The following is a 26,811-nucleotide window of genomic DNA, read 5'->3' as shown; positions in this document are numbered from 1 at the left end:
TACTCACCCGTTCGCCACTAATCACAGAAGCAAGCTCCTGATCATCGTTCGACTTGCATGTGTTAAGCACGCCGCCAGCGTTCGTCCTGAGCCAGGATCAAACTCTCCGTAAAAAAATTACAACCAACACCGAAGTGTCAGCGAGTTGAAACTGACTGTCGACTGTCCACTGGACAATCTTCAATCCAAAAGGAATTGTCTCCGACCCGACCAACCAAAAGGCCAGCCAGGCACGGGGTCAATAAATTGGCATTGACAATGTGCACGCTGTTGAGTTCTCAAGGACCAGACGCACCCACCGCTCGACCCGGTCGAACCGGATTCCGCCAGAGGGGCTTGTGTCGATGAACCTCGGGACCACCACTGACGTGGTGACCAGATGAGGCTCGTTGCCGAGCGGGACCCCGTCCGGACTGCATCTCCGGATCGATGACCCGGTGACCGTCTCGGCCGTTCCGTTCTCCGCCTCAGCGGCAACGAGTGATGACTCTACGCAGGACTCCGGGGCACCGCCAACAGCGCTCGCATCCCGGGCGTGTCGTCCTGGCCGGCGGTCTGCGATGGCCCCGCACGGGCGGGTCCAGCCGGGATGCACAACGGCCCGCTCCCCCGCGCGAGGGGAACGGGCCGTGTGGTGTCCGACGGGCTCAGTGCCGTGCGATGACCGGGTTCTTCAGGGAGCCGATGCCCTCGATGAGGACCTCGACCACCTGACCGTCGCGGATCTGCCCGACCCCGGCCGGGGTCCCGGTCAGGATGACGTCACCGGGCAGGAGCGTCCAGATCGACGAGACGAACTCGACGAGCGACGGGATGTCGTGCACCATCTCGCTCGTCGACGCGGCCTGCCGGAGCTCGCCGTCGACGCGGGTCTCGAGGCGGATGTCCGACGGGTCGATCTCGGTCTCGATGACCGGACCGAGCGGGCAGAAGGTGTCGAAGCCCTTGGCCCGGGTCCACTGGCCGTCGCGTGCCTGCAGGTCGCGGGCGGTCACGTCGTTCGCGATCGTGTAGCCGAGGACGACGCTCGCGAAGTCCTCACGTCGCACGTTCTTGGCGAGGGACCCGATCACGATGGCGAGCTCGCCCTCGTGGTCGACCCGGCCGACGTCGGCGGGCAGGCGGATCGGGTCGTCCGGACCGATGACGGCGGTGTTCGGCTTGAGGAACACCACCGGGTCGTCACCGGCACGCTCGTCCATCTCCGACGCGTGCTCGCTGTAGTTGAGCCCGACGCCGATGACCTTCGACCGGGGGATCACCGGGGCGAGGAGCTTCGCGTCCGCGAGCGCGACCCGCTCCCCCGTCGTCTCGAACCCCTGGTACATCGGGTCCCCCGCGAGGACGACCAGGTGGCGCTCGTCGAGGATGCCGTACCGCGGGTCTTCACCCGTGCTGCTGAACCGTGCGATCTTCACCGTTCGACCCTACCGATCCCCGGCTCAGGCCGGGTCCGTCAGCTGCGTCATCCACCCGTGCGGGTCGGGACGACGGCCGTACTGGATGTCGGTCAGCTCCTCGCGCAGGGACATGGTGAGCTCCCCGGCGCCGACCGTGGGCGAGCCGATCGTGAAGCCCTCGCCGCGCAGTTCGGCGATCGGGGTGACGACCGCCGCGGTGCCGCACGCGAACGCCTCGGTGATCGACCCGTCGGCGACCCCGTCGCGCCACTCGTCGAGCGACACCCGGCGACGCTCGACCCGGAGGCCGCGGTCCTCCGCGAGCTGCAGGATCGAGTCGCGGGTGATCCCCTCGAGGATCGACGCCGAGTCCGGCGTGACCAGGGTCCCGTCGGCCTTGACGAGCACGACGTTCATGCCGCCGAGTTCCTCGAGCCAGACGCCTTCCTCGGAGTCGAGGAACATCACCTGCTGGCAGCCCTGCTCGTACGCCTCCTGCTGCGGCAGCAGCGAGGCCGCGTAGTTGCCACCGGTCTTCGCGGCACCGGTACCGCCCCGTGCCGCACGGGCGTATTGCGTCGACAGCCAGATCGACACCGGCTTCGGCCCGGAGGTGAAGTACGCGCCGGCCGGGCTCGCGATGCAGTGGTAGGCGACCGCGTGCGCCGCGCGGACGCCGAGGAACGCCTCGGTCGCGATCATGAACGGCCGCAGGTACAGGCTCGTCTCGGGCGCCGAGGGCACCCAGTCGACGTCGGCCTGCACGAGCCGACGGATCGACTCGACGAAGGTCTCGACGGGCAGCTCGGGCAGCGCCAGCCGCCGGGCCGACCGGGCGAACCGGTGGGCGTTCGCCTCGGGGCGGAAGGACCAGACGGAGCCGTCCGCGTGGCGGTACGCCTTCATGCCCTCGAAGATCTCCTGCGCGTAGTGCAGCACGCTCGCGCTCGGGTCGAGGGACAGCGGACCGTACGGGTGGATCGACGCGTCGTGCCAGCCGTCCTCGAGGGTCCACTGCACGGTGGCCATGTGGTCGGTGAAGTGCTTGCCGAAGCCCGGGTCGGCGAGGATCTCCTCGCGCTCGGCCGCGGCGCGGCGCGCGGACGACGGGACGTCGGCGAACTCGGGGCCGAAGGACTCGGTCGTCCCGCCGTCGGTGCTCGTGTCGCTGGTCATCGGCGGGACTCCTGTCGGTCGGTGGTGGTGCGGACGGCGGCGGCGATCGCGTCGCCGACCTCCGCCGTGCGTCGCGGTGCGGTGCCCCGGCTCGCGAGGTCGGCCTCGACCGCCTGCGTCACGGTGGCGGCCAGGTCGGCCCGGCCGAGGTGCTCGAGCAGCAGTGCGACCGAGAGGATCGCGGCCGTCGGGTCGGCCTTCTGCTGCCCGGCGATGTCGGGTGCGGAGCCGTGCACGGGCTCGAACATGCTCGGGAAGGTGCCGTCCGGGTTGACGTTCCCGGACGCCGCGAGCCCGATGCCGCCGCTGATCGCGCCGGCCAGGTCGGTGATGATGTCGCCGAACAGGTTGTCGGTGACGATCACGTCGAACCGTCCCGGGTCCTGGACCATGTGGATCGTGACGGCGTCGATGTGCTGGTAGTCGACCGTGACGTCCGGGTACTCCGCACCGACCTCGGCCACGAGGCGCTGCCAGAGTGCTCCGGCGTGCACGAGCACGTTCGTCTTGTGCACGAGCGTCAGGTGCTTCCGGGCACGCCGGGCGGCCAGGGCGAACGCGTGCCGGACCACCCGCTCGACACCGTGTGCGGTGTTGAGCGAGACCTCGGTGGCGATCTCGTGCGGGGTACCCACGCGGATCGCGCCGCCGTTGCCGACGTACGGCCCCTCGGTGCCCTCGCGGACCACGACGAAGTCGACCGCGCCGGGGTCGGCGAGCGGCGTCGACACGCTGTCGTACACCCGGGTCGGGCGGAGGTTCACGTAGTGGTCGAACGCGAACCGCAGCTTCAGCAGCAGGCCACGCTCGATGATCCCGCCGGCGAGCCGCGGGTCCCGCGGGTCCCCGCCGACCGCACCGAGCAGGATCGCGTCGTGCGACGCGACGGCGGCCATGTCCTCGTCGGTCAGGACGTCGCCCGTCTCGAGGTACCGCGTCGCACCGAGCGAGAACGCGGTCTCCTCGACCACGAGGTCGTCGGGCAGGACCGCGTGCAGCACCTTGAGCGCCTCGTCGACCACCTCGGGGCCGATGCCGTCCCCGCGGATGACCGCGAGCTTCACCGTCGTCGTCACGTCTGCCGCTCCCCTAGAGGGTGATGTCGATCTCGCGGAGCGAGGTCGCGTCGATCGCGGACCGCACGTGCTCGAGGATCTCGGCGGGCACGGGCGAGTCGACGGTCAGGACGCTGAGCGCCTGGCCGCCGGCCTCGCGACGGGCGATCTGCATGGCCGCGATGTTGATGCCGGCCTCGCCGAACTCCTTGCCGTACACGGCGACGATGCCCGGACGGTCCGTGTAGACCATCACGACGTGGTGCGCCTCGAGGGCGACCTCGACGTCGTGCCCGTTGACCTCGACGAGCTTCTCGACCTGCTTCGGACCGGTGAGCGTGCCCGAGACGCTGATCGCGGGCCCGTCGGACTGTGCGCCGCGGATCGTGAGCAGGTTGCGGTACTCGGGGCTGTCGGCGTCGGTGATGAGCCGGACGGTGACGCCGCGCTGCTCCGCGATGAGCGGGGCGTTGACGTACGAGACCTGGTCGCTGACGACGTCGGTGAAGACGCCCTTGAGCGCCGCGAGCTTCAGCACGCTGACGTCGTACTGCGCCAGCTCGCCGTGCACCTCGACGTCGATGCTCGTGACGGGCGAGGTCGCGAGGCCCGTGAAGACCTGGCCGAGCTTCTCCATCAACGGGATGCCGGGACGGACGTACGGGTCGATGACGCCGCCGGCGACGTTGACCGCGTCGGGGACGAGCTCGCCGCCGAGTGCGAGCCGGACCGACTTCGCGACCGAGACGCCCGCCTTCTCCTGGGCCTCGTCGGTCGACGCACCCAGGTGCGGGGTGACCACGACGTTCGGCAGCGCGAGGAGCGGCGAGTCCTTCGGCGGCTCGGAGACGAAGACGTCGAGCCCGGCGCCGGCGATCGTGCCCGACGTGAGCGCGCGGTGCAGCGCGTCCTCGTCGATCAGGCCGCCGCGGGCGACGTTGACGACGAAGGCCGTCGGCTTCATGAGCGCGAACTGCTCGTCCGAGATCATGCCGACCGTCTCGGGCGTCTTCGGCATGTGGATGGTGGTGAAGTCCGCGCGACGCAGGAGGTCCTCGAGCGACACGAGCTCGACCCCGAGCTGCTGCGCGCGGGCCGACGTCACGTAGGGGTCGTAGGCGATGACCGAGACGCCGAACGCCTGCAGCCGCTGGGTGATCAGCGCGCCGATGCGGCCGAGGCCGATGATGCCGACGGTCTTCTCGTAGAGCTCGACGCCGGTGTACGACGACCGCTTCCACGCACCGGCCGCGAGGGACGCGTGCGCCGCCGGGATGTGCCGGGCGAGCGACAGGATGTGACCGACCGTGAGCTCGGCGGCGGAGATGATGTTCGACGTCGGTGCGTTGACGACCATCACACCGGCCGTGGTCGCGGCCTTGATGTCGACGTTGTCGAGGCCGACGCCGGCACGGGCGACGACCTTGAGCTGCGGCGCCGCGGCGATGGCCTCGGCGTCGATCTTCGTGGCGGACCGGACGAGCACGGCGTGCGCGTCGGCGAGGGCCTCCAGGAGCGCCGGGCGGTCGGTGCCGTCCACCTCCCGGATCTCGAAGTCGGGCCCGAGGGCGTCGACGGTGGCGGGCGAGAGTTCTTCGGCGATCAGGACGACCGGCTTCGGCACAGCTGCAGTTCCTCACACGAGACGGGCGGTGTCCGACCATCGTACTGACGCGCGACCGGTCGTTACGACCGGTCCGCCGCGGTGGTCGCGACCACGGTCGACGACCGGTCCGACGCGGTGGTCGCGACCGCGTTCGGACGGGAGGCGCGGTGCGGGCCCGCACCGCGCCTCCCGTCCGCCGGTCCCCCACCCGGGCGCGGGGCGCACCGCCGGGCCGGTGACGCGACGGGGCCGCGCGACCGCGTCAGAAGTCGAGCAGGCGCGGCACGAAGAGCTGCAGGTCCAACCAGAGCGCGCCGGCTGCGGCGAACGCGAGCAGGAACACCCCGACGGTCACGGCGAGGCGCGTGCGCCGCGTGATCCACAGCGCGACCGCGAACGCGAGGGGCGCGATGAGGATGTCGAGCACCAGCCAGACCCAGGGCGTGCTCCGCGCGAGCGAGTCGCCCCCGGACGTCGAACCGAGGAAGGCGTTGAAGGCGCGGACCGACTGCGACACCGTCAGCAGGTTGCCGACGCTCTGCACCGTCATGTAGGCGAACAGCGCGCCGAACACGATCCACACGACGAGCCGACCGGCCAGCGGGGCCGGGCTGCGGCGGGTCGTCGGCGTGGCGGCGGTCACCCGAAGCTCCGCGTCATGAGGAACGGCCACGGGAACAGCACCGCGGCACCGAGGAGCATCCACAGCAGGCGCGTGCGGGTGCGACGTCCGCGTGCTGCCCAGAGGACGACCGTGAACCAGAGCGCGGGGGCGACGATCGACAGGAAGCGCAGCACGTCGACGAACACCGTCAGCACGGTGTCGACGTCGGCGACGTACGCGGTCGACGCCGTGAGCAGCCACGCCACGGTGTAGAGCAGGTAGAGACCGCCGAAGACCCCGAACCCGACGAGGGAGCCGGACGTCTCGGGGGTCTCCGGGTCACGGGCGCCGCGGTCGGCGACGGCGACCGGGTTGTGGGCCGCGTCGACGTGGGTCGCGTCGTCGGCGTCACCCCAGCTGAGGGCGGCGTCGTCGTCGTGGTCGACCGAGCCGTCGGGCGGGGATGCTGCCGTCGTCATGGTCCGATCCTACGAGCCGTGGACACCGGACGCCGAACCGAGGGCGTCACGGCCGAGCGACGGACACCCGCGGCACCGCGTACCGGTGCGGGGTGGGCCCGGCCGTCAGACGTCGGCGGGCTGGGTCTCGAGCACCTCGGCGACGACCTCGCGCACGGCCGGGAACAGCGGGTGGCTCTCGACCAGGCCCGTGAGGATCTCGGTGAGCGCGTGCGCGGTCGCACCGGAGCGCAGCAGGGCGTGCAGCTCGATCGACTCGGGGTCGGCCTCGTCGTCGAACGCGAGGGCGACCCGCACGGCGCCGAGCAGGTGGTCGACGGGCAGGCCGCGCTCGGCGAGCTGCGACGCGGGGCCGACGAAGCGCTCGCGACGGCCGAGCTTGCGCAGCGGGTTCCGTCCGACGCGCGCCGTGGTGTCCGGCAGGTGCGGGTTCGCGATGCGGGACAGGTTCGCCGCGACGTACCGGGCGTGGTCCGCCGGGTCGAAGCCGTGCTTCGCGATGAGCAGCGCGGTGGTCTCGGCGAGGACGCCGTCGACCTCCGCGCGGACCTCGCGGTCCTCGAGTGCCTCGCGGATGAGGCGGATCCCGCGCACGAAGCCGTGGTAGGCCGCGGTCGCGTGGGCGGTGTTGACCGTGTAGAGCTTGCGCTCGACGAAGGGCTGCAGGTCGTCGACCCAGGTCACGCCGTCGATCACCGGGTGGTCGACGGAGGACTCGGCGAACGGCGTGCGCTCGATGACCCACTCGTAGAAGGGCTCGAGGACGACGTCGAGGCCGCCGGACTGGCCGAGCACCCCGGACTGGTCCGGCACGATGCGGTCGATCGCGCAGTTCGCGAAGACCGCTGCGACGTCCCGGTCCTCGAGGATCGGGGCGCGGCGGATGCTCGCGTGCAGCGAGTCGGTGGCGTTGAACGCGTTCTCGCACGCCACGACCGTCACCTCGCCGAGGTCGGCCGGACGGGCGGCCAGGCCCTCGGCGATGATCGGCGCGACGAGCGGCAGCGTGCGCGCACCGACCGCGGTGGTGACGACGTCGGCGTGGGCGATGGCCTGCACGACGCGCTCACGGTCGGTCTTGCTGCTCAGCGCGTGGAAGCCGTGCACGAGGTGCTCGACGGGCATCTCGCCGACCTCGTGGACGACGAAGCGCCGGGACTCCTCGAGGGCCCGCACGACGCGGTCGTCGACGTCGACGAAGGTGAGCTCGTAGCCGCTCGCGACCAGGAACTGGCCCACGAATCCCCGCCCGATCTTGCCGGCGCCGATGTGGACCGCTCGCTTCGTCACCGCCATCCGACGATCCTCGCACGTCGGAGCACCCGGTCGTGACCACTCCTCGTCATGACCGCGGACGGCGACTGGGTGGGTGCGGAGCGGCGTGCGGACGGTCGTCCGGCTCCACCGACGGGGCGGGTCGCGGCTCGTCCGGGTTCACCGGAGGGACGCCGGTCGCGGGCGCTGGGACTGGGTGCGTACTGGTGCATGGGGTTCGGGTCACATCGCGAGGCGGCGGTGCGATCGCACCGCCGCCTCGTCGTCGAGTGGTCTCCGCAGACTACCGCGCGGCCGAGCCGTCCACGTAGTCGGCGTCGGCCGACTTCCAGGCGAACAGCGACCGCAGCTCGCGACCCGTCGCCTCGATCGGGTGGTTCTCGCCCTTCTCGCGCAGCGCGGTGAACTCCGGCGCACCGGCGTCCTGGTCGGCGATGAAGCGCTTCGCGAAGGTGCCGTCCTGGATGTCCGCGAGGACGGCCTTCATGTTCTCCTTGACCTCGGGCGAGATCACGCGCGGGCCGGAGACGTAGTCACCGAACTCGGCCGTGTCGGAGATCGACCAGCGCTGCTTGGTGAGGCCACCCTCCCAGATGAGGTCGACGATGAGCTTGAGCTCGTGCAGGACCTCGAAGTACGCGATCTGCGGCTGGTAGCCCGCCTCGGTCAGGGTCTCGAAGCCGTACTGGATGAGCTGCGAGGTGCCACCGCACAGGACGGCCTGCTCGCCGAACAGGTCGGTCTCGGTCTCCTCGGTGAAGGTCGTCTTGATGCCGCCGGCGCGGAGACCGCCGATGGCCTTGGAGTACGACCACGCGAGGTCCCAGGCGGAACCGGACGCGTCGACCTCGACGGCCACGATCACGGGGACGCCACGGCCGGCCTCGTACTCGCGGCGCACGGTGTGACCCGGGCCCTTCGGCGCGACGAGCGACACGTCGACGCCCTCGGGCGCCTCGATGTAGCCGTAGCGGATGTTGAAGCCGTGGCCGAAGACGAGCGTGGCGCCCGGCTTCAGGTTGGGCTCGATGTCCTCGCGGTAGACGATGCGCTGGACCTGGTCCGGAGCGAGGATGACGACGACGTCCGCCCACTTCGTGACCTCGGCCGGGGTCTGCACCTCGAAGCCGGCCTCCTCGGCCTTCTGGCGGCTCTTCGAGCCCTCCTTGAGGCCGATCTTGACCTCGACGCCCGAGTCGCGGAGGTTGAGGGCGTGGGCGTGGCCCTGCGAGCCGTAGCCGATGACGGCGACCTTCTTGCCCTGGATGAGCGTCAGGTCGGCGTCGGCGTCGTACACGATGTCAGTCACGAGGGTGTGTCTCCTTGGTTCTGGTGGTCTGGAGGGCGGGAGCCGGATCGGTGCCGGTGGTCCGGCGGACCGTCGGCGGCCTGCCGGGGGCGGGCCGCGCCTCCCGTCCGGGTGTCGGGGAGCGCGCTCAGCGCACGCGGTCGGTGATGCTCTTCGGGCCGCGGCCCATGCCGAGCAGGCCCGCCCGGGCGAGTTCCTTGATGCCGTAGGGCTCGAGCACCCGCAGGATCGCCTGGATCTTGCCGGGGTCGCCGGTCACCTCGACCACGAGCGAGTCGGTCGCCACGTCGACGACCTGCGCGCGGAAGAGCGAGACGGCCTCGAGCACGGCGGACCGCGTCTGGTTGTCGACGCGGACCTTGACGAGCATGTGCTCGCGCTGCACCGACTGGGAGTAGTCGAGCTCCACGATCTTGATGACGTTGACGAGCTTGTTGAGCTGCTTCGTCACCTGTTCGAGCGGGAGGTCCTCCACGTCGACGACCACCGTGATGCGGCTCAGGCCGGCGACCTCGGTGTTGCCCACCGCGAGCGACTCGATGTTGAAGCCGCGGCGGGCGAACAGTCCGGCGACGCGCGTCAGCAGACCCGGCTTGTCCTCGACGAGCAGGGAGAGGACGTGGCTCATGCGGGGTCTCCGGTCATGTCGGCGTCCTCGACGTCCCAGCTGGGCGCGTGGTCGCGGGCGTACTGGATCGAGGAGTTGCCGACGCCCTGCGGGACCATCGGCCACACCATCGAGTCGCGGCTGACGACGAAGTCGATGACGACCGGGCGGTCGTTCGTCTCGAGCGCCAGCCTGATCGCGTCGTCGACCTGGTCGGCCGACTCGACGCGGATGCCGAGCGCACCGTAGGCGTCGGCGAGCTTCACGAAGTCCGGGACCCGGCGCGACTGGTGGCCGGTCTCGAGGTCGGTGAACGAGTGGCGGCCGTCGTAGAACAGCGTCTGCCACTGCCGCACCATGCCGAGCGACGAGTTGTTGATGATCGCGACCTTGATCGGGATGTCGTTGATGACGCAGGTCGCGAGCTCCTGGTTCGTCATCTGGAAGCAGCCGTCGCCGTCGATCGCCCACACCACGCGGTCGGGTTGGGCGACCTTCGCACCCATCGCCGCCGGGACGGAGTAGCCCATCGTGCCCGCGCCGCCCGAGTTGAGCCACGCGTTCGGCCGCTCGTACTTGATGAACTGCGCGGACCACATCTGGTGCTGCCCGACGCCCGAGGCGTACACGGCCTCGGGTCCGGTCAGCTCGCCGATGCGACGGATGATCGCCTGCGGGGCGAGCAGCCCGTCGGTCGGCTCGACGTAGCCGAGCGGGAAGTCCTGCTTGAGCCGGTCGAGCTTCGCCCACCACGCGCTCGTGTCGGCACGGTCCGCGGCGACCTCGTTCCAGGCCTCGAGCAGGTCGACGAGGACCTCGCGGGCGTCGCCGACGATCGGGACGTCGGCGAACCGGATCTTCGAGATCTCCGCCGGGTCGATGTCGACGTGCACGACCTTGGCGTCCGGCGCGAACTCGTCCGCCTTGCCGGTGACGCGGTCGTCGAAGCGGGCGCCGAGGGCGATGAGCAGGTCGCTGTCCTGCAGGCCGAGCACCGCGGGCACGGTGCCGTGCATGCCGGGCATGCCGAGGTGCTGCGGGTGCGAGTCAGGGAACGCCCCGCGGGCCATCAGCGTCGTCACCACGGGGGTGTTCGTCGCCTCGGCGAAGCGCAGCAGCTCGGCGGTCGCACCGGAGCGGATCACGCCGCCGCCGACGTACAGCACCGGGCGCTCGGCCGCGGCGAGGAGCTGGGCGGCCGCCGTGATCTGCTTGCCGTGCGCCTTCGTGACCGGGCGGTACCCGGGCAGGTCGACCTTGGGCGGCCAGACGTACGGCGCGGACTTCTGCTGCGCGTCCTTCGTGATGTCGACGAGCACCGGGCCCGGGCGTCCGGTCGTCGCGATCTGGTGCGCGGCGGCCAGGGTCGCCGGGATGTCGGCGGGGTCGGTCACGAGGAACGAGTGCTTCGTGATCGGCATCGTGATGCCCACGATGTCGGCCTCCTGGAAGGCGTCCGTGCCCATCAGGGTCGAGAACACCTGCCCGGTGATCGCGATGAACGGCACCGAGTCCATGTAGGCGTCGGCGATCGCGGTGACGAGGTTCGTCGCCCCGGGACCGGAGGTGGCGATCGCGACGCCGACCTTGCCGGACGCCGACGCGTAGCCCTCGGCAGCGTGGCCGGCGCCCTGCTCGTGGCGGACGAGGATGTGCCGGATCGTGGTCGACGCCATGAGCTCGTCGTAGAACGGGATGATCGCGCCGCCGGGCAGGCCGAAGACGTCGGTGATCCCGAGGTGCTCGAGCGTCCGGAGGACGGCTCCCGAGCCGGTCAGGGTCTCGGGCGACCGGCGGGTGCCGGCGGCCGCGGACAACGGTGTTGCTTCCGTGGGCATGAGGTGGTCCTTGCCTGGAGGGATGGCGGTTCGAACGTGTCGACGCTAGCCCGTGACCGCGCCCTTGGCGGCGGACTGGACGAGCTTCGCGAACTTCGCCAGGACTCCGCGGGTGTAGCGCGGGGGCAGCGGGGCCCAGCCTGCTCGGCGGGCCTCCAGCTCGGCGTCGTCGACCAGTAGGTCGAGCGAGCGAGCCGCGATGTCGACACGGATGCGGTCGCCATCGCGCACGAACGCCACTGGACCTGCGTCCACGGCCTCCGGTGCGATGTGGCCGATGCACAGGCCGGTTGTGCCGCCTGAGAATCGTCCGTCCGTCAACAGTAGTACATCCTTGCCGAGCCCAGCGCCCTTGATGGCGGCGGTGATCGCGAGCATCTCGCGCATGCCCGGGCCGCCCTTGGGGCCCTCGTAGCGGATGACCACCACGTCGCCCTTCTGGATGCGGCCCTCCGTCAGGGCGTCCATCGCGGCACGCTCGCGGTCGAACACCCGTGCGGGTCCCTCGAACACCGAGGCATCGAAGCCCGCGGTCTTCACGACGGCACCCTCGGGCGCGAACGTCCCCTTGAGGATGGTCAGACCACCGGTGGCGTGGATCGGGTTGTCGATCTTGCGGAACACCTCGCCGTCGAGCTCCGGCGGGTCGATCTCGGCGAGGTTCTCGGCGAGGGTCTTGCCGGTGACGGTCATCACGTCGCCGTGCAGCAGGCCGGCCTCGAGCAGCGCCTTCATGATCACGGGGATCCCGCCGTTGCGGTCGACGTCGACCATGACGTACTTGCCGAACGGCTTCATGTCGGCCAGGTGCGGGACCTTCGAGCCGATGCGGTTGAAGTCGTCGAGGGACAGCTCGACCTCGGCCTCGTGCGCGATCGCGAGGAGGTGCAGCACGACGTTGGTCGAGCCTCCCAGTGCCATGGCGACGGCGATGGCGTTCTCGAACGCCTCCTTCGTCAGGATCTGCCGGGCGGTGAGACCGAGGCGGAGCATGTTCACGACGGCCTCGCCCGAGCGGCGCGCGTAGTAGTCGCGGCGACGGTCGGCGCTCGGCGGGGCGGCCGATCCCGGGAGCGACATGCCGAGGGCCTCGGCCACGCTCGCCATGGTGTTCGCGGTGTACATCCCGCCGCAGGCGCCCTCGCCCGGGACGATCGCGCACTCGATCTCCTTGAGCTCGGCCTCGCTCATGGTGCCGGCCTTGCAGGCTCCGACGCCCTCGAAGGAGTCGATGATCGTGACCTCCTTGAAGGAGCCGTCGGCCTGCTTCACGTAGCCCGGCATGACCGAGCCCGCGTAGAGGAAGACGCTCGCGAGGTCGAGGCGCGCCGCGGCCATGAGCATGCCGGGGAGCGACTTGTCGCAGCCGGCGAGCAGGACGGTGCCGTCCAGGCGCTCCGCGTTGACGACCGTCTCGACGCTGTCGGCGATGACCTCGCGCGAGACGAGCGAGAAGTGCATGCCCTCGTGGCCCATCGAGATGCCGTCCGAGACGGAGATGGTGCCGAACTGCAGCGGGTACCCGCCGCCGGAGTGCACGCCCTCCTTCGCGCCCTGGGCGAGGCGGTCGAGGGAGAGGTTGCAGGGGGTGATCTCGTTCCAGGAGGACGCGATCCCGATCTGCGGCTTGTCCCAGTCGGCGTCGCCCATCCCCACGGCCCGGAGCATGCCACGCGAGGTGGTCGCTTCGATCCCGTCGGTGACGACCCGGCTGCGCGGCTTCACGTCGATGTCAGGCATGCAGTGAGTCTAGGACCGTTTGGGATACCAGCGGGACACCACACCCCACGGACGGGAGGCGCGGCTCGCCGCCGTCAGCGCGTCGCGCGCAGGCGGGCGAGCTGCTTCAGGACGTCGGTCAGCGCGGCCGGATCGGCCACGCGGTGGCCGGCGACCGAGTCGCCCTCCCCCACCTTGACGCCGACGTCGCCGTCGCGGAGCACCCGGAAGGCGTCCTCGTCGGTCACGTCGTCGCCCGCGAAGAACACGGCGTCGGCGCCACGGAGCTCGCGGAGCCGCTCGATCGCGTCGCCCTTCGTGACGTGCCGCACGGCGAACTCGACGATGTCCTTGCCGCCGCGCTCGAGCACGTCCGGGTCGGCCTCGTGCGCCGCTCGGCTCGCGGCGGCGTTCGCCTCGGCCGCGACGTCGGCCCCCACGCGCCGGGTGTGCACGCCGTGGCCGGCGGGCTTGTGCTCGACGACGACCCCGGGGAAGCGCTCTCCCACCGCGTCGAGCGCGGCGCCGACCCGGGCGACCCGGGCCTGCTCGTCCGCGGTGAGCGCGGCCTCGGCGTGGCCGTCGACCCGCCACTCGACGCCGTGCGAGCCGACGAGCGCCATCTCCTCCGGGGCGTGCGACACGCGTTCGAGCCCCTCGAGCGGGCGGCCGGAGACGAGCACGACCTCGGTGTCCCGGGCGCGCTGCAGGGTGAGCACGGCCGCCCACGAACCGGGCAGCGCCCCGACCTGGGCGGGGTCGTCGGCGAACGGTGCGAGGGTGCCGTCGAAGTCGAGCGCGACGAGGAGGCGCGGCGCGGCCGCGAGCGTCCCGAGGGCCGACGACAGGGCGGACGGGTCGGTGGAGGGGCCGCTCGACTGCTGGCCGTCGGTCTGCTGGCCGTCGGCCTGCTGACCGACGGTGGTCTGCTCAGGCACCGTGCGCCTCCCGGGTGTCCTCGGCGGCGCGCGCGGTCTGCGCGTCCTGGTCGAAGATCGACATCGTGTCGGTCTGCGCCTCGCGGTGCACCTCGCGCTCGGCGCCCGACGGGTCGATGCGCGCGGAACGGGGCGCGTGCCGGTCGAGGGCCTCGAGGAACGAACGCGACCAGCGGGCCACGTCGTTGTCGCGGACGCGCTTGCGGAGGGCGCGCATCCGCGTCGAGCGCTCGCGGCGGGGCATCTCGACCGCGCGCTGGATGGCGTCCTTCAGGGCACCGATGTCGTGCGGGTTGATGATGACCGCCTGCTTCAGCTCGTCGGCGGCGCCGGCGAACTCGGACAGGATGAGCACGCCGTCGTTGTCGAACCGGCTCGCGACGTACTCCTTGGCGACGAGGTTCATGCCGTCGCGCAGCGCGGTGACGAGCATGATGTCGGCCGCGAGGTACAGGGCGACCATCTCCTCGCGCGGGTACCCGTGGTGCAGGTACGAGATCGGCTGGTGGCCGATCGTGCCGAGGTCGCCGTTCAGCCGCCCGACGCTCAGCTCGATCTCGTCGCGCAGCGTGCGGTACGTGTCCACCCGCTCGCGGCTCGGGCTCGCGACCTGCACCAGGGTGGCGTCCTCGACGGCGATGCGGCCGTCCTCGACGAGCTCACCGAAGGCCTTGATGCGGTGGCGGATGCCCTTGGTGTAGTCGAGCCGGTCGACGCCGAGCAGCACGGTCTTCGGGTTGCCGAGACCGGCACGGATCTCGCGGGCGCGCTCCTGGACCTCGGGCCGACGGGCGATCTCCTCGAAGCTCTCGGCATCGATCGAGATCGGGAAGTGGCGCGCCTCGACGTGCCGGACCGTGATGCCCTTGCGGCTGCGGGGCGCATCCGGGTCGTCGACCGGCACGTCGATGGTCGAGCCCTTGGTCGTGTAGCCCTTGATGTGCCGCACGGCGCGGAGGAAGTCGCTCGCGTCGTCGTGGCGCTGGAAGCCGATGACGTCGGCGCCGAGCAGACCGTCGAGGATCTGCGCCCGCCACGGCAGCTGGGCGTAGATGCCGACCGGCGGGAACGGGATGTGGTTGAAGAAGCCGATCGTCAGGTCGGGACGGAGTTCGCGCAGCAGGGCCGGCACGAGCTGCAGCTGGTAGTCCTGCACCCAGACGATGCCGTCCTGCTCGACGATCGCCGCGATCTGCTCCGCGAACCGGGCGTTCACGGTCTTGTACGCGTTCCACCAGTCGCGGTGGTAGCTCGGGTGCTCGATGACGTCGTGGTAGAGCGGCCAGAGCGTGTCGTTGCTGAAGCCCTCGTAGTAGTCCTCGACCTCGCTCGCGCTGAGCGGCACCGGGACGATGTGGATGCCGTCGTTGTCGAACGGGGCGACCTCGACGTCGGGCTGGCCGACCCATCCCACCCAGGCGCCGTCGTTGGCGCGCATCACCGGCTCGAGGGCGGTCACGAGGCCGCCCGGGGAGTGCCGCCACCCCTCGTTGCCGTCCTCGTCGACCACGCGGTCGACGGGCAGACGGTTCGAGGCGACGACGAAGGCGTACCGGTCCTGGTGGGTGGGTGTTGCCATGGGGTGGTGGGGTCTCCGTTCCGCCCGGACGGTGCACCGGGTTCCCCGCCGACGGTACCAGCGCGGGGTCGGCCGGTCCCCCGGCGGGACCGCACCGGTCGGCTGGCTAGGCTCGCGGACATGGTCGCAACACGCGCGTGGCGGAACGGCAGGCCCGCGGAGCGGGACTTCCCGGTGGACGAGGTGTCGGACCTGCTGGGCCGGGACGACGACACCTTCGTGTGGGTGGACCACACCGACCCGGGTCCGGACGACCTGCGGCACGTGGAGGAGGAGCTCGGCATCCACGCCCTGGCCCTCGAGGACGCCCTCGAACCCGGGCAGCGTCCGAAGCTCGACCGGTACCGGGACAGCCTGTTCCTGGTCGTCTACGACGTCGAGGGGCTCGACGCGCAGGGCGACCTCGTGACGCACGAGGTGAAGGCGTTCATCACCCGGCGGGCCCTCGTCACGATGCACGGCCCGGACGTCGACCTCGGCGCGGTCGACCGCCGGCTCGACGCGAACGTCGACGTGTGCGAGCACGGCGTGCCGTGGCTCGTCTGGGGGCTGCTCGACGCGGTCGTCGACCACGCGACGTCGACCGTCGAGGACGTCGAGGCGCGCATCGAGACGCTCGAGGACGACCTCTTCGAGCACGGCGACCCGCGCGAGCAGCAGGTCCAGCGCCGCTCGTTCCGGCTCCGGAAGGCCCTCGGGGTGCTCCGGCGGCAGGTCGTGCCCACGCGGGACAGCGTCGCCTCGTTGCTGCACGGCGACGCCCAGTCGATCGCGGACGGCATCCGCCCGTACTTCCGCGACGTCGAGGACCACCTGGTGACGATCGCCGACTCGGTCGAGCAGCTGCGCGACTCGGTGTCGAGCGTCCTCGACACGAACCTCAACCTGGCGTCGAACCGGCAGAACACGGTCATGAAGAAGGTCACGAGCTGGGCGGCGATCATCGCGATCCCCACCGCGATCACGGGCTTCTTCGGGCAGAACGTGTCGTTCCCCGGCGAGGGGCACTGGAGCGGGCTGGCGGCCTCGGTGTCGCTCATCGTCGCGACGTCGCTCGTGCTCTACCGCGTGTTCAAGACGAAGGACTGGCTCTAGCCGGAAGCTGCCGCCACCACCGGGGCGGCGTCCGTCGCCGCGACGGACGCCGCGGCCGGGCGGGAGCGGCTACAGCTGCAGGGCGAGCACGCCCGCGACGACCGTGAGGGGCGCGACGACGCAGCCGAGCGCCATGTAGCGCCCCCACGACAGGTGCACGCCCTCGCTCGACAGCCGCGCGTGCCAGAGCAGCGTCGCGAGCGAGGCCCACGGCGTGATGAGGCACCCGGCGTTCACGCCGACGAGGAGCGCCGCGTACCGCAGGGCCTCGTGCCCGGCGGCCGGCTCGAGCACGAGGTAGGCGGGCAGGTTGTCGATCGCGTTCGCCGCGACCCCGCCGGCCCCGCCGAGCAGCAGGAGCGACCCGGTGTCGGTCCCGCCCGAGAGCGCCTGCACGATCGGGTCGGTGAGCCCGGTGGCGTGCAGGGTCTCGACGACGACGAACAGCCCGGCGGCGAACACGAGCGTCGCCCACGGCACCCGGGACGGACGGAGCTCCGCGGGGGCGCGGAACGCCGCGACGACGACGAGGGCGGCCGCGGCGGCGAGGGCCGCGATCCACACCGTGACGCCGGCCGTGAGCGCGACGACCAGGGCGACGAGCACGACCGACGCCGACCAGAAGAACACCGGGTCGCTCGGGCGGCGCACCGCGACCGGCGTGTACCGGCCGAACAGCTTGCCGCGGAACACGACGAGGAGCACGGCGCACGGCACGACGACGCCCGCGAGCGCCGCCCACACCATGAGGCCGGCGAACGGGATCGGCCCGTCGAGCCCGATCTTGTCGACCGCGAGCAGGTTCGTGAGGTTCGACACGGGCAGCAGCAGCGACGCCGTGTTCGCGAGCCACACGGTGGTCAGCGCGAAGGGCATCGGCGGCAGGCCCACCCGGCGGGCGAGCGTGATCACGATCGGGGTGAGCAGCACCGCGGTGGTGTCGATGGACAGGAACACCGTGCAGACCACGGCGAGCACGACGACCGCGCCCCAGAGCCCGATGGTGCGGCCGCCACCGACCCGGGCGGCCAGGTCGGCGAGCCGGTCGAAGACGCCGGCGTCGGCCGCGAGCTCGGACACGATCGTCAGGCCGAGCACGAACGCCAGCACCGGGACGACCCGGTCGGCCAGGGTGGCGAGCTCGGACAGGGGCAGCAGCCCGAGCAGGACGCACACCGCCCCGACCGCGAGCAGGACTCCCCCGATGACGGCCTGACGCACGCTGACTCCTCGTTCTCGTCACGGCCAGGTCGACCGGCCGTCGCCGGGCAGGGTGACCGGCGGCGCTCCAATGTACTGGCCGGTAGCGTGGCCGGGACGACCAGGAGGAGGAACCCGTGCGGAAGTTCATGTTCAGCGGTGCGGTGTGGAGTTCGATCATCAGCGGCTACAGCGTCGTGCAGACCACGCGGCAGGGGCCGCGGGACTGGCGCCTGGCGCTCACCTGGATCGCGTGGCTCTCCACGACGATCGTGGCGCTCGGCACGGTCGTCGAGGACGACCGCGCGGTGAAGGCGCGCCAGAAGTAGCGACGCGGCCCGCGGTCACCGACGTGACCGCGGACGGACGGGAGGCGCGGTGCCGGCTGGCACCGCGCCTCCCGTCCGTCGTGCGGTGGGTCGCGGCGGCCGGTCAGCGCTCCTGCGGGCGCGGGTGCGCGGTCGGGGCGTCCGGCACCTGGTCGGGGCGGATGCCGGAGGTCTGGATCGGTCCGGTGAAGAGCGCGGAGCGCTCGTCGCCCTCGCGGAACAGCGAGGCGTCCTGCTCGTCGGTGCGGGGACGCCGCTTGCCGACCGACTCGTGGCCCTGCGTCACCTGCACGCGCTGGCGCGGCAGGGCGTCCGGGTGCTCGCGCTGCAGCCACTCGACCATCTCCTCGCGCACGTAGCAGCGGAGGTCGAACAGGCCGCCCGCGTCCGGGGCGCTGACGAGGATGCGCACGCGCACCAGTCCGCCGACGGCCTCGGTGACCTGCAGGACCTTCGTGCGGCCGTCCCAGATCGTCGAGGTGGCGAGGATGCGGTCGAGCTCGGTGCGCATCTCGGTGGGGCTGATCCGCCAGTCCAGGTCGAACTCGACGGCGCCGAGCAGTTCACTGCCCGTGCGCGTCCAGTTCTCGAACGGCGTGCTCGTGAAGTACGTCGAGGGCAGGACGAAGCGACGGTCGTCCCAGAGGTGCACCACCACGTAGGTGAGGGTGATCTCCTCGATCCGCCCCCACTGCTGCTCGACGACCACGACGTCGTCGACGCGGATGGAACCCGAGAAGGCGAGCTGCATGCCGGCGAACACGTTCCCGAGCGTCGACTGCGCCGCGAGCCCGGCCACGACCGAGATGAGCCCGGCCGAGGCCAGCACGCTCGCGCCGGCCGCCTCGACGCCCGGGAAGGTGAGCAGGATCGCGCCGACCGCGATGATCACGAGCACGGCCACCGTGAGCCGACGGATGATGAGGACCTGCGTGCGGATGCGTCGGGCCACCCGGTTGTCGGGCACGTCGACGCGGTAGCGGTGCAGGCCGAGGTCCTCGAGGAAGATCGCGACCTCGCACGCCAGCCAGCACCCGACCGCGATCGTGGCGATGAGGAACGCGTGCGAGACCTCGTCCCGCCACGGGTACTGCTCCGCGTCGTGCGGGATCGTCGCCGCGAACGCCGCCCAGAGGAGTGCGACCAGGAGCACGGTCCGGAAGGGGTGCTTCGTCCGGCGGGAGAGCACGGCGGCCCAACGTTCCCGGCGGGCGATCGTGCGGAGCACCAGGTGCAGGACGAGCGCCGCGGCGGCCGTGACGAGCAGGGCGAACCCGATCGCGACGAGGAGTCGGAGGAGGATGTCCATCCCTCCATCGTGGCGGTCGCGCCCTGACCGTGTTCGCCGGTCGGAGCGGCGACCCCGACGCGGCACGACAACCTGTCGGAGCGTACAGGCATCGTGGCCGTGCCGCCCCGGTGCCGCCGCCGATGTAGGTTGGCGCGCATGACAGCGCAGAACGACACGGGTGTCTCGAAGCCCGCGAACGACTTCTCGCACGAGCAGGAGGGCTTCCAGCACGGTCTGAAGCCCCGGCAACTGCAGATGATCGCGATCGGCGGGGCCATCGGCACCGGACTCTTCCTCGGCGCGGGCGGCCGCCTGCACACCGCCGGACCGGCGTTGGCGGTGACGTACCTGATCGCGGGCATCTTCGCCTTCTTCATCCTGCGGGCGCTCGGCGAGCTCGTGCTGCACCGCCCGTCCTCGGGGTCGTTCATCTCCTACGCCCGCGAGTTCTACGGCGAGAAGTTCGCGTACGCCGCCGGGTGGATGTACTTCCTCAACTGGGCGATGACCTCGATCGTGGACACCACGGCGGTCGCGCTCTACCTGCAGTACTGGAAGGCGTTCACCGCCGCGCCGCAGTGGCTCCTCGCGCTCATCGCGCTCGTGGTGGTCCTCGCCGCGAACATGGTCGCCGTCAAGGTCTTCGGTGAACTCGAGTTCTGGTTCGCCCTCATCAAGGTCGCGGCGCTCGTCGCCTTCCTCGTCATCGCGCTCGTGTGGCTCGTCTTCGCCTTCCCGGTGGAGACCGGCGGCGAGGCGGTCCGCACCGGCTTCTCGATCTGGCAGGACAACGGCGGCCTCATCCCGAACGGCGTGCTGCCCGCCGTGCTCGTCGTGCAGGGCGTCGTGTTCGCCTACGCCGCGATCGAGCTCGTCGGCACGGCCTCCGGCGAGACGCAGGACACCGAGAAGGTCATCCCGCGCGCCATCAACTCGGTCGTCTTCCGCATCGCGGTCTTCTACGTCGGCTCGGTCGTGCTGCTGTCGCTGCTGCTGCCGTACACGTCGTACAAGGAGGGCGTGAGCCCCTTCGTGACGTTCTTCTCGTCGCTCGGCAACCCGCAGGTCGGGGTGGTCGCCGGCTCGATCATGAACTTCGTGGTGCTCACCGCGGCGCTGTCGTCGCTCAACGCCGGCCTGTACTCGACCGGCCGCGCGCTGCACTCGATGGGCATGAACGGTTCCGCGCCGAAGTGGACCACGAAGATGTCGAAGGGCGGCGTCCCCTACGCCGGCATCCTGCTCACCGCCGCGTTCACCGTCGCGGGTGTCGCGCTCAACTACTTCGTCCCGTCGCAGGCGTTCGAGATCGCGCTCAACGTCGCGAGCCTCGGGATCATCACCGCGTGGGGCACGATCATCCTCTGCCAGATGCGCCTGCGGCAGTGGGCGAAGCAGGGCCTGGCGAAGGAACCGAGCTTCAAGCTGCCCGGTGCCCCGGTGACGTCGTGGCTGACGCTCGCGTTCCTCGTGTCCGTCGTCGTGCTCATGGCGATCGACTGGCCGGTGGGCACCTACACGATCGCCTCGCTCGTCGTCATCATCCCGCTGCTCGTCGTCGGCTGGTTCCTGCAGCGCGACCGGATCCTGCGCATCGCCGCCCTGCGTGAGGGTGTCACCGGGCCGTACCCGATCACCGGTCGCGACCCCGCGAACCAGGTCCGGCGCGACGGCCGGTCCGGCAAGGACTGACCGCCGCGCGACGCGGACACCGTCCTCGTCGTCCGGACAACGCTCTCGTCCCCGGTGGGGATGGCACGGGTCCGGCACACGCCGCTACGATCGGCGCGTGCCGGACCCTTCTGTCTCCCCCACGCTCGACCTGCAGCTCAGCTGGCGGGCCACCACCGGACGGCTCCGGTTCTACGACCACACGGTGCACGCCGAGACGAGCTTCGAGCGCGACGCACCCACGCAGGTCCCGATGGACGAGGTGCACGGCTGGCGCATCGAGCCGTGCGACTTCGACGCGGTGTGCGTCGAGTTCGTGACCGCGCGTGACACCTACCGGGTGCTGCTCGACACCCGGGACGAACCGGTCGCGCGACTGGCGCTCGAACGGGTCCTCGGGGCGTCGCTGCCGTCCGAGGGCTGAGGCGCCGCCGCCGGAGCCGCCGGGCAGCGCCGCGGCGGCCGAGGCCGGCGCCGAAGGGGCCACCGCGCGGCGGCGGGCACCGACGTGGCGACCGCGCAGCGGCGGGCACCGACGTGGCGACCGCGCGGCGGCGGGCGACGCGGCCACCGTGCAGCCGCGGCCTGCGAGGCGGGCGCGACCCGCGCCTCCCGGCCGTCAGACGAGCAGCAGGATCCCCGCGACGACCGCGGCCACCGCGATCGCGAGCGCGATCAGCAGCAGGACGAGGTGCACCGTGTAGAACGTCGTCGGCCCGCCGGCGGCGTCACGCGCACGGGGGTCGGTCGCGACCCGCTGGAAGAACCGCGGCCACGTGACGACGTTGAAGACGGCGGCGACGAACAGGACGATGGCGGCGAAGACGAACACGCGACGATCCTAGCCACCGAGGCGTGCGCCCCGCGGGAGGACCGGGGGTGCTCGGCCGCCCCCAACGCGGCCGAGTCCGCCCCGGCGGCACTCCACGACGTGTAGCACCTGCTACAGACCCTACACGGCTCGCGCGCGAGCGTCGAGTCGTCCTCGTGTCCCGGGGCCCGACGTCCGGTCAGGACCGGCCGGGAGCCTCGAGCAGCGCCGCCTCGGCGTCGGCGAGGGCGGCCTGCTCGTCCGGCGCGAGCGGCTGCCGCGCCCGCCGGGCGCCGTCGTTGATCTCGACGATGGTGCGGCTGAGCCGCGTCGCGGGGTCGTCGGAGTCGGGGTAGGCGTTGTCGGTGCCGACGCGCTCGTGCAGCGGCGCCAGCGCGGCGAGGGCGGCCTCGACGCGGCGGGTCGCACGGCGTCGGGCGAGCCGGAGCCCCACCACGAGCAGGAGCATGCCCGAGGCGACGCACAGGACCGCCCCGGGCGTCGTGACGTCGTAGGGCAGGGACAGCGCCCGGGTGACGTCCGTGCGGCCGAGCACGTGCGCCACGTCCATGACCACGACGACGACCATCCGCACCGCGCCGAGCACGCCGCCGAGCACGATCGCCCAGAGCCCCACGAGGTCGGTCGCACCGCGGGCCTCGCGCAGGTGCAGGAGACAGATCAGTGCGGTGGCCCCGAGCGTCACCCCGAGGTAGACGGTCTGCGCGATCGAGTACACGGCCGCTGCGGGCTGGTCGCCGGCCGTCAGCATGAAGGTCGTGGTCGTCGCCGGCCGGTCGAGGACGAGGAACGCGCCGAGCACGACCACGCCGACGACGACGCACGACGTGACGATCGCCGTGCGCATCCACGGGCGGGCGGCGCCGACGGCCTTCGCCACGCCCCAGAGCAGCGTGCTCGTGCCCGCCACCATCAGGCAGTCGCTGAGGACGGTGACGACGTTCTGCCCGCCGAGCAGCGGGTCGAGCCAGCGGTACAGCGGGTCGACGTTGGTGACGATGGTCGCCGCGAACAGCAGGAAGGTGAGCGCGAGCGTGCGGTCCTGCCCGCGCTGCAGCCAGAGCAGCACACCCGACCCGACGACCAGGAGGACGGCCTGGGCGACGGCGAGGATCACCCGAAGACCCCGCGGAAGGCGCTCGGGCGGCCGCGGTGGCGACGGATGAGCGCCGCCAGCCGGTCGGCGAACAGCTCGGCCTCGTGCTCGTAGTCGTTCGAGAAGGCACCGCGGGCCAGCGCGCGCTCGACCTTGTACTCGGGGACGTCGGGGATGACGTCGCGCACGTACGCCGACTGCGGGGCGTGGTCCTGGTGGCGGTGCAGCAGGTGTCCGAGCTCGTGCCCGATCACGAACGACCGGAACGTCTCCGAGGTCGTCGGGGAGATCATCACGAGGTGCTGGTGCTGGAGCGTCGCGACGAAGCCGCACACCGGCTCGGTGGCGAGGAACGACTCCTCACGCACCACGACCGGCTTGCCGAGGTGGTCCGTCGCCGCCGCGACCGCGTGCTCGATGTCCGACCAGCCCTCGGCGTCACCGCGGCGCCACCAGGACTCGACCGTCGCCCCGGTCACGCGACGCTCCCCCGCGCGGACTCCTCCTCGAGCACCTGCGCGATGCGCCGGAGCGCCTCCGGCGACAGTTCGCCGGGAAAGGTGCGGGCCGCGAACCCGCTGACCCGGGCAGAACGGAGCGCGCGCACGAGCTCGATCTGCGCGCCGATCCGTTCCGGGACCGCGCTGTCCTCGAGCAGGAAGCGCTCGTCGACCTCGAAGAAGCCCGCGAGCACCGTGAGGAGCTCGGTGTCGCGGTTGCGCCGCCCGTCCCCGGAGAGCATGTAGGTCCACTTCGCCCGCGAGAGCGACCCACCCCGCGCGGCCACGTACTCCTCGATCGCGGCGAAGGGCACCGGCGCACCACGCTGCGACTCCTCGAAGTCGAGCAGCAGGTTCAGGCGCCGGGCGAGTTCGGCGGCGTCGAGCGCGCCGCCCTTCGGAGCTGGTGTCGCCATGTCGATCGGACTCCTCCCCAGTCGCCGGCACTGCTCCCCAGTCACCGGCTGGTCGTCATGCTAGCGCGGACCACCCACAGCCCGCCGTCGCCGGCCCCCGTCGGCGCACTACCCTGACCGTGTGGCCCGCACCCTCCCGTCGACCGTCGCCGCGGTGGTCGAGCACGAGGTCACCATCACGAAGTCGCGCTTCCGGACCACCATCGCACCCGTCACGGGCGTGGCCGACGCCGAGCGGGTCGTCGCCGAGGTCCGCCGGGCCGCGTGGGACGCCCGGCACCACTGCACCGCGATGGTCACCGGCGTGCTCGGCGACCAGGCCCGGTCGAACGACGACGGCGAGCCGTCCGGCACCGCGGGCGTGCCGATGCTCGAGGTGCTGCGGCGCCGGGAGCTCACCGACGTGGTCGCGGTCGTCACCCGGTGGTTCGGCGGCGTGAAGCTCGGTGCCGGCGGCCTCGTGCGGGCGTACTCGACGTCGGTGTCCGAGGCGCTCGACCGGGCCACGGTCCTCCGCCGTGCCGAGCTGACCCGCGTGGACGTCACCGTCCCGCACGCCGAGGCCGGTCGTATCGACAACGTCCTGCGCGACTGGGTGCGACACCACGACGCCCGCTTCGACGACCCCGCGTACGGCGCGGCGGTCGACTTCACGCTCTGGGTGCCCGACACCGCGCTCGGACGGCTCCGGGACGACCTCGCCGCAGCGTCGGCCGGCGCGCTCGTCCCGGTCGTGGGCCCGGTCCGGGTCGTCGACGTCCCCGCCTGACGGCTCGCGCCCGGTCATCGCACGGTCAACGCCGACGGTCGGGGCGAACGGTCCGGGCCGGACGACGACCGTCGCGCCCGCTCCGACGAGTTCGACCGCACACGAGCACTCGGGCGTGTCGCTCCGATCAGGCGCCGTGCCACAACGACGAAGGCCCGGTCGAACGATGTCGACCGGGCCTTGGTGGTGCACCCCCTCGGACTTGAACCGAGAACCCACTGATTAAGAGTCAGTTGCTCTGCCAATTGAGCTAGAGGTGCGTGCTGTCGTGCTGTTCGTTGCTGTCCGGAACTCCGTCCTGCAACGGGAAACAACAATAGCATGGCTTCGGCGTGCTCATGACCACTCGAGCACCGGACACGAACAGGAGCACCATGACGGAGCGTTTGGCCGCCGGCGAGACGGCCCCCGACTTCACCCTTCCGGACCAGGACGGCGTGCAGCACGCACTCGCCGACCTGCGCGGCAGGAAGGTCATCGTGTACTTCTACCCGGCGGCATCCACCCCTGGTTGCACCACCGAGGCGTGCGACTTCCGCGACAACATGTCCTCGCTCCAGGCAGCCGGCTACGAGGTGCTCGGCGTCTCGAAGGACGAGCCCGCGAAGCTCAAGACCTTCCAGCACGAGCAGGCGCTGACCTTCCCCCTGCTGAGCGACCCCGAGCTGACCGTGCACCGGGCCTACGGGGCCTGGGGCGAGAAGAACAACTACGGCAAGATCGTCACCGGCACCATCCGGTCGACCATCGTCGTCGACGAGGAGGGCCGCGTGCAGCTCCCCCTCTACAACGTGAAGGCCACGGGCCACGTCGCCAGCCTGCGGAAGAAGCTCGGGTTGGTCTGACCGGTCACGGACCCGACACTCAGACGGACGGGAGGCGCGGTGCCAGCTGGCACCGCGCCTCCCGTCCGTCGGTCGTCACGAGCGCGACGCGGGTCGCGCTGGCGGGGTCAGTCGCCCTGGCCGTCGCGCGGCAGCAGCCATGCCGAGACCGCGCGGGACAGCACCAGGGTGAGCCCGAGCAGCGCCGGGATGAGGAGCAGCCACCCGACCCAGGCGACGCGGAAGACGCCCTGGAACGCGCCGATCGCGAGCGCGCCCTGCAGGACCTGCCAGACGACGATGCCGGCGCGCACCCAAGGACGGCGGTTGCGGAGCCCGACGACCATCGCGCACAGCCAGGTCGTGGCGACGGCGGAGAGCACGGTGAGCGCGATCGCGGACGCGATGCTCGCGGCCGGTGCGGTCACGAGCTCGACGAGCAGGACGACGGTGGCCACGGCCAGCGCGAGGGCCTCGAGGCCGACCACGACGAGGAGCACGGTGACCGCGGGCGAACGCGGCGGGGTGGTGTCGGGCACAGCAATCCTCCAGATCGGACCCTTGATTTGGCCCTACCAGTATGGAACGATATTCGAGGTCGTTTGGACGGCACGATGTGGTGTGCGTCTCCCGCAGTTCGACGCTCCTCCCCCGAGCGTTCAGCGGGCGTCAGACTCGCTCCCAGCGGAAGCCTCCCCCACAGGTTCCCCCTCGTGCCTCGTGCATGCCCAGCGTTCCGATCCCCGAACTGCGTCCCCGGCCTGCCGTTCGAGCATCGACATCAAGGAGCACCACACATGGACTGGCGTGACCAGGCAGCCTGCCTCACCGCGGACCCCGAGCTCTTCTTCCCCGTTGGCAACACCGGACCCGCCGTCGATCAGATCGAGAAGGCCAAGTCGGTCTGCGCCCGGTGCACCGTCACCGAGATGTGCCTGCAGTACGCCCTCGAGAACAACCAGGACTCCGGTGTCTGGGGTGGTCTGAGCGAGGACGAGCGTCGCGCGCTCAAGCGTCGCGCCGCCCGCGCCCGCCGCGCCTCCTGACGCAGCGGCCGGACCACCGGCCCCGCGCACACGACGACGCCCGTCGCTCTCCCGGGAGCGGCGGGCGTCGTCGTGTGCGGTGGGGCGGGGCGGGGACGCGGTGTGCGGGCCGCCGGGTCGCCGCAGTGGGGTCTCGCACAACCGGAAGCAGCTCGCG

Annotated in this window: 27 protein-coding genes, 1 tRNA gene and 1 rRNA gene; 7 read left to right on the top strand and 22 right to left on the bottom strand. The window is 71.4% G+C overall.

Annotated elements, in window-relative coordinates; all coding sequences use genetic code 11:
• The 14 genes from BEP24_RS11155 to otsA form a co-directional block, all read right to left on the bottom strand.
• A 16S ribosomal RNA gene (locus BEP24_RS11155) occupies positions 1–113 on the bottom strand; the annotation flags it as partial.
• Positions 114–647: 534 nt separating this feature from the next.
• On the bottom strand, positions 648–1,418 hold the full coding sequence (locus tag BEP24_RS11150; protein WP_065963362.1) for a fumarylacetoacetate hydrolase family protein: 771 nt from the start codon (positions 1,416–1,418) through the stop codon (positions 648–650).
• Between the two features lie 24 nt (positions 1,419–1,442).
• Entirely contained in the window at positions 1,443–2,576 is a 1,134-nt protein-coding gene (locus tag BEP24_RS11145; protein WP_065963360.1) for a branched-chain amino acid aminotransferase, read from the bottom strand.
• The gene (locus BEP24_RS11140; protein WP_065963358.1) at positions 2,573–3,652 is read right to left on the bottom strand and encodes a 3-isopropylmalate dehydrogenase; all 1,080 of its coding nucleotides are present in this window, start codon (positions 3,650–3,652) and stop codon (positions 2,573–2,575) included. Before BEP24_RS11140 ends, BEP24_RS11145 begins: the two co-directional genes overlap by 4 nt.
• A 13-nt stretch (positions 3,653–3,665) precedes the next feature.
• Entirely contained in the window at positions 3,666–5,255 is a 1,590-nt protein-coding gene (gene serA / locus BEP24_RS11135; RefSeq protein WP_065963356.1) for a phosphoglycerate dehydrogenase, read from the bottom strand.
• Positions 5,256–5,499: 244 nt separating this feature from the next.
• Positions 5,500–5,880, bottom strand: a complete 381-nt coding sequence (locus BEP24_RS11130) for a hypothetical protein (protein ID WP_065963354.1) — start codon at positions 5,878–5,880, stop codon at positions 5,500–5,502.
• Entirely contained in the window at positions 5,877–6,320 is a 444-nt protein-coding gene (locus BEP24_RS11125; protein ID WP_065963349.1) for a hypothetical protein, read from the bottom strand. Before BEP24_RS11125 ends, BEP24_RS11130 begins: the two co-directional genes overlap by 4 nt.
• Before the next feature lie 105 nt (positions 6,321–6,425).
• A complete protein-coding gene (locus BEP24_RS11120; protein ID WP_065963346.1) occupies positions 6,426–7,616 on the bottom strand; it encodes a mannitol-1-phosphate 5-dehydrogenase in 1,191 nt (396 codons plus the stop codon).
• A 262-nt stretch (positions 7,617–7,878) separates the two neighbouring features.
• Complete coding sequence (ilvC, locus tag BEP24_RS11115; RefSeq protein ID WP_065963344.1) at positions 7,879–8,904, bottom strand: ketol-acid reductoisomerase; 1,026 nt, start codon at positions 8,902–8,904, stop codon at positions 7,879–7,881.
• A 127-nt stretch (positions 8,905–9,031) separates the two neighbouring features.
• Positions 9,032–9,532, bottom strand: coding sequence for an acetolactate synthase small subunit (ilvN, locus tag BEP24_RS11110; protein WP_065963342.1), 501 nt, complete (start codon positions 9,530–9,532; stop codon positions 9,032–9,034).
• A complete protein-coding gene (locus tag BEP24_RS11105) occupies positions 9,529–11,349 on the bottom strand; it encodes an acetolactate synthase large subunit (protein WP_065963338.1) in 1,821 nt (606 codons plus the stop codon). Before BEP24_RS11105 ends, ilvN begins: the two co-directional genes overlap by 4 nt.
• A 45-nt stretch (positions 11,350–11,394) precedes the next feature.
• Entirely contained in the window at positions 11,395–13,089 is a 1,695-nt protein-coding gene (gene ilvD, locus BEP24_RS11100) for a dihydroxy-acid dehydratase (RefSeq protein WP_065963334.1), read from the bottom strand.
• 74 nt (positions 13,090–13,163) lie between these two features.
• Positions 13,164–14,006 carry a trehalose-phosphatase gene (gene otsB / locus BEP24_RS11095; RefSeq protein WP_083230297.1) on the bottom strand — a complete coding sequence of 281 codons (843 nt, stop codon included), beginning with the start codon at positions 14,004–14,006 and terminating at the stop codon, positions 13,164–13,166.
• Positions 13,999–15,585 (bottom strand): alpha,alpha-trehalose-phosphate synthase (UDP-forming), encoded by a 1,587-nt coding sequence (gene otsA, locus BEP24_RS11090; RefSeq protein WP_065963332.1) that lies wholly within the window; start codon positions 15,583–15,585, stop codon positions 13,999–14,001. The genes otsB and otsA overlap by 8 nt, the downstream gene beginning before the upstream one ends.
• A gap of 120 nt (positions 15,586–15,705) precedes the next feature.
• On the opposite strand from otsA, the gene BEP24_RS11085 reads away from it, so the two are divergent.
• The gene (locus BEP24_RS11085; RefSeq protein WP_065963330.1) at positions 15,706–16,680 is read left to right on the top strand and encodes a magnesium transporter CorA family protein; all 975 of its coding nucleotides are present in this window, start codon (positions 15,706–15,708) and stop codon (positions 16,678–16,680) included.
• A 69-nt stretch (positions 16,681–16,749) separates the two neighbouring features.
• Here BEP24_RS11085 and BEP24_RS11080 read toward each other — a convergent pair whose 3' ends face one another.
• A complete protein-coding gene (locus BEP24_RS11080) occupies positions 16,750–17,901 on the bottom strand; it encodes an SLC13 family permease (protein ID WP_065963329.1) in 1,152 nt (383 codons plus the stop codon).
• Between the two features lie 116 nt (positions 17,902–18,017).
• Here BEP24_RS11080 and BEP24_RS11075 point away from each other — a divergent pair, with 116 nt between their 5' ends.
• Positions 18,018–18,209 carry a hypothetical protein gene (locus tag BEP24_RS11075; RefSeq protein ID WP_065963327.1) on the top strand — a complete coding sequence of 64 codons (192 nt, stop codon included), beginning with the start codon at positions 18,018–18,020 and terminating at the stop codon, positions 18,207–18,209.
• A gap of 103 nt (positions 18,210–18,312) precedes the next feature.
• Here the strand turns inward: BEP24_RS11075 and BEP24_RS11070 are convergent, their stop codons facing one another.
• Positions 18,313–19,518, bottom strand: a complete 1,206-nt coding sequence (locus tag BEP24_RS11070; protein ID WP_065963324.1) for a mechanosensitive ion channel domain-containing protein — start codon at positions 19,516–19,518, stop codon at positions 18,313–18,315.
• Between the two features lie 138 nt (positions 19,519–19,656).
• Here BEP24_RS11070 and BEP24_RS11065 point away from each other — a divergent pair, with 138 nt between their 5' ends.
• A complete protein-coding gene (locus BEP24_RS11065) occupies positions 19,657–21,192 on the top strand; it encodes an amino acid permease (protein ID WP_065963323.1) in 1,536 nt (511 codons plus the stop codon).
• Between the two features lie 97 nt (positions 21,193–21,289).
• Positions 21,290–21,595 carry a hypothetical protein gene (locus tag BEP24_RS11060; protein ID WP_065963322.1) on the top strand — a complete coding sequence of 102 codons (306 nt, stop codon included), beginning with the start codon at positions 21,290–21,292 and terminating at the stop codon, positions 21,593–21,595.
• Between the two features lie 195 nt (positions 21,596–21,790).
• On the opposite strand, the gene BEP24_RS11055 is transcribed toward BEP24_RS11060, so the two are convergent.
• The 4 genes from BEP24_RS11055 to BEP24_RS17600 form a co-directional block, all read right to left on the bottom strand.
• Positions 21,791–22,003, bottom strand: coding sequence for an SCO4848 family membrane protein (locus tag BEP24_RS11055; protein ID WP_065963319.1), 213 nt, complete (start codon positions 22,001–22,003; stop codon positions 21,791–21,793).
• Positions 22,004–22,181: 178 nt separating this feature from the next.
• Complete coding sequence (locus BEP24_RS11050; RefSeq protein WP_065963316.1) at positions 22,182–23,120, bottom strand: hypothetical protein; 939 nt, start codon at positions 23,118–23,120, stop codon at positions 22,182–22,184.
• Positions 23,117–23,578, bottom strand: coding sequence for an ImmA/IrrE family metallo-endopeptidase (locus BEP24_RS17605; RefSeq protein WP_065963313.1), 462 nt, complete (start codon positions 23,576–23,578; stop codon positions 23,117–23,119). Before BEP24_RS17605 ends, BEP24_RS11050 begins: the two co-directional genes overlap by 4 nt.
• Positions 23,575–24,015, bottom strand: coding sequence for a hypothetical protein (locus tag BEP24_RS17600; RefSeq protein ID WP_065963311.1), 441 nt, complete (start codon positions 24,013–24,015; stop codon positions 23,575–23,577). Before BEP24_RS17600 ends, BEP24_RS17605 begins: the two co-directional genes overlap by 4 nt.
• 121 nt (positions 24,016–24,136) lie before the next feature.
• Between BEP24_RS17600 and BEP24_RS11035 the strand changes: the two genes are divergently transcribed.
• A complete protein-coding gene (locus BEP24_RS11035) occupies positions 24,137–24,784 on the top strand; it encodes a YigZ family protein (RefSeq protein ID WP_065963308.1) in 648 nt (215 codons plus the stop codon).
• A 184-nt stretch (positions 24,785–24,968) separates the two neighbouring features.
• On the opposite strand, the gene BEP24_RS11030 is transcribed toward BEP24_RS11035, so the two are convergent.
• A tRNA-Lys gene (locus BEP24_RS11030) sits at positions 24,969–25,044 on the bottom strand.
• A gap of 114 nt (positions 25,045–25,158) precedes the next feature.
• Between BEP24_RS11030 and bcp the strand changes: the two genes are divergently transcribed.
• Positions 25,159–25,629: a thioredoxin-dependent thiol peroxidase gene (gene bcp / locus BEP24_RS11025; RefSeq protein ID WP_065963305.1), complete on the top strand. Its 471-nt coding sequence runs from the start codon at positions 25,159–25,161 to the stop codon at positions 25,627–25,629.
• Between the two features lie 107 nt (positions 25,630–25,736).
• On the opposite strand, the gene BEP24_RS11020 is transcribed toward bcp, so the two are convergent.
• On the bottom strand, positions 25,737–26,147 hold the full coding sequence (locus BEP24_RS11020) for a hypothetical protein (RefSeq protein WP_083230296.1): 411 nt from the start codon (positions 26,145–26,147) through the stop codon (positions 25,737–25,739).
• 258 nt (positions 26,148–26,405) lie between these two features.
• Here BEP24_RS11020 and BEP24_RS11015 point away from each other — a divergent pair, with 258 nt between their 5' ends.
• Positions 26,406–26,654, top strand: a complete 249-nt coding sequence (locus BEP24_RS11015; RefSeq protein ID WP_022904217.1) for a WhiB family transcriptional regulator — start codon at positions 26,406–26,408, stop codon at positions 26,652–26,654.
• Positions 26,655–26,811: the final 157 nt, after the last annotated feature.

The organism is Curtobacterium sp. UCD-KPL2560 (genome assembly GCF_001705035.1).
In the GTDB taxonomy this organism is placed as follows: Bacteria; Actinomycetota; Actinomycetes; order Actinomycetales; family Microbacteriaceae; genus Curtobacterium.
Note: the sequence above shows the minus strand (reverse complement) of the source record. Positions and strands in the feature narration are given on the sequence as shown.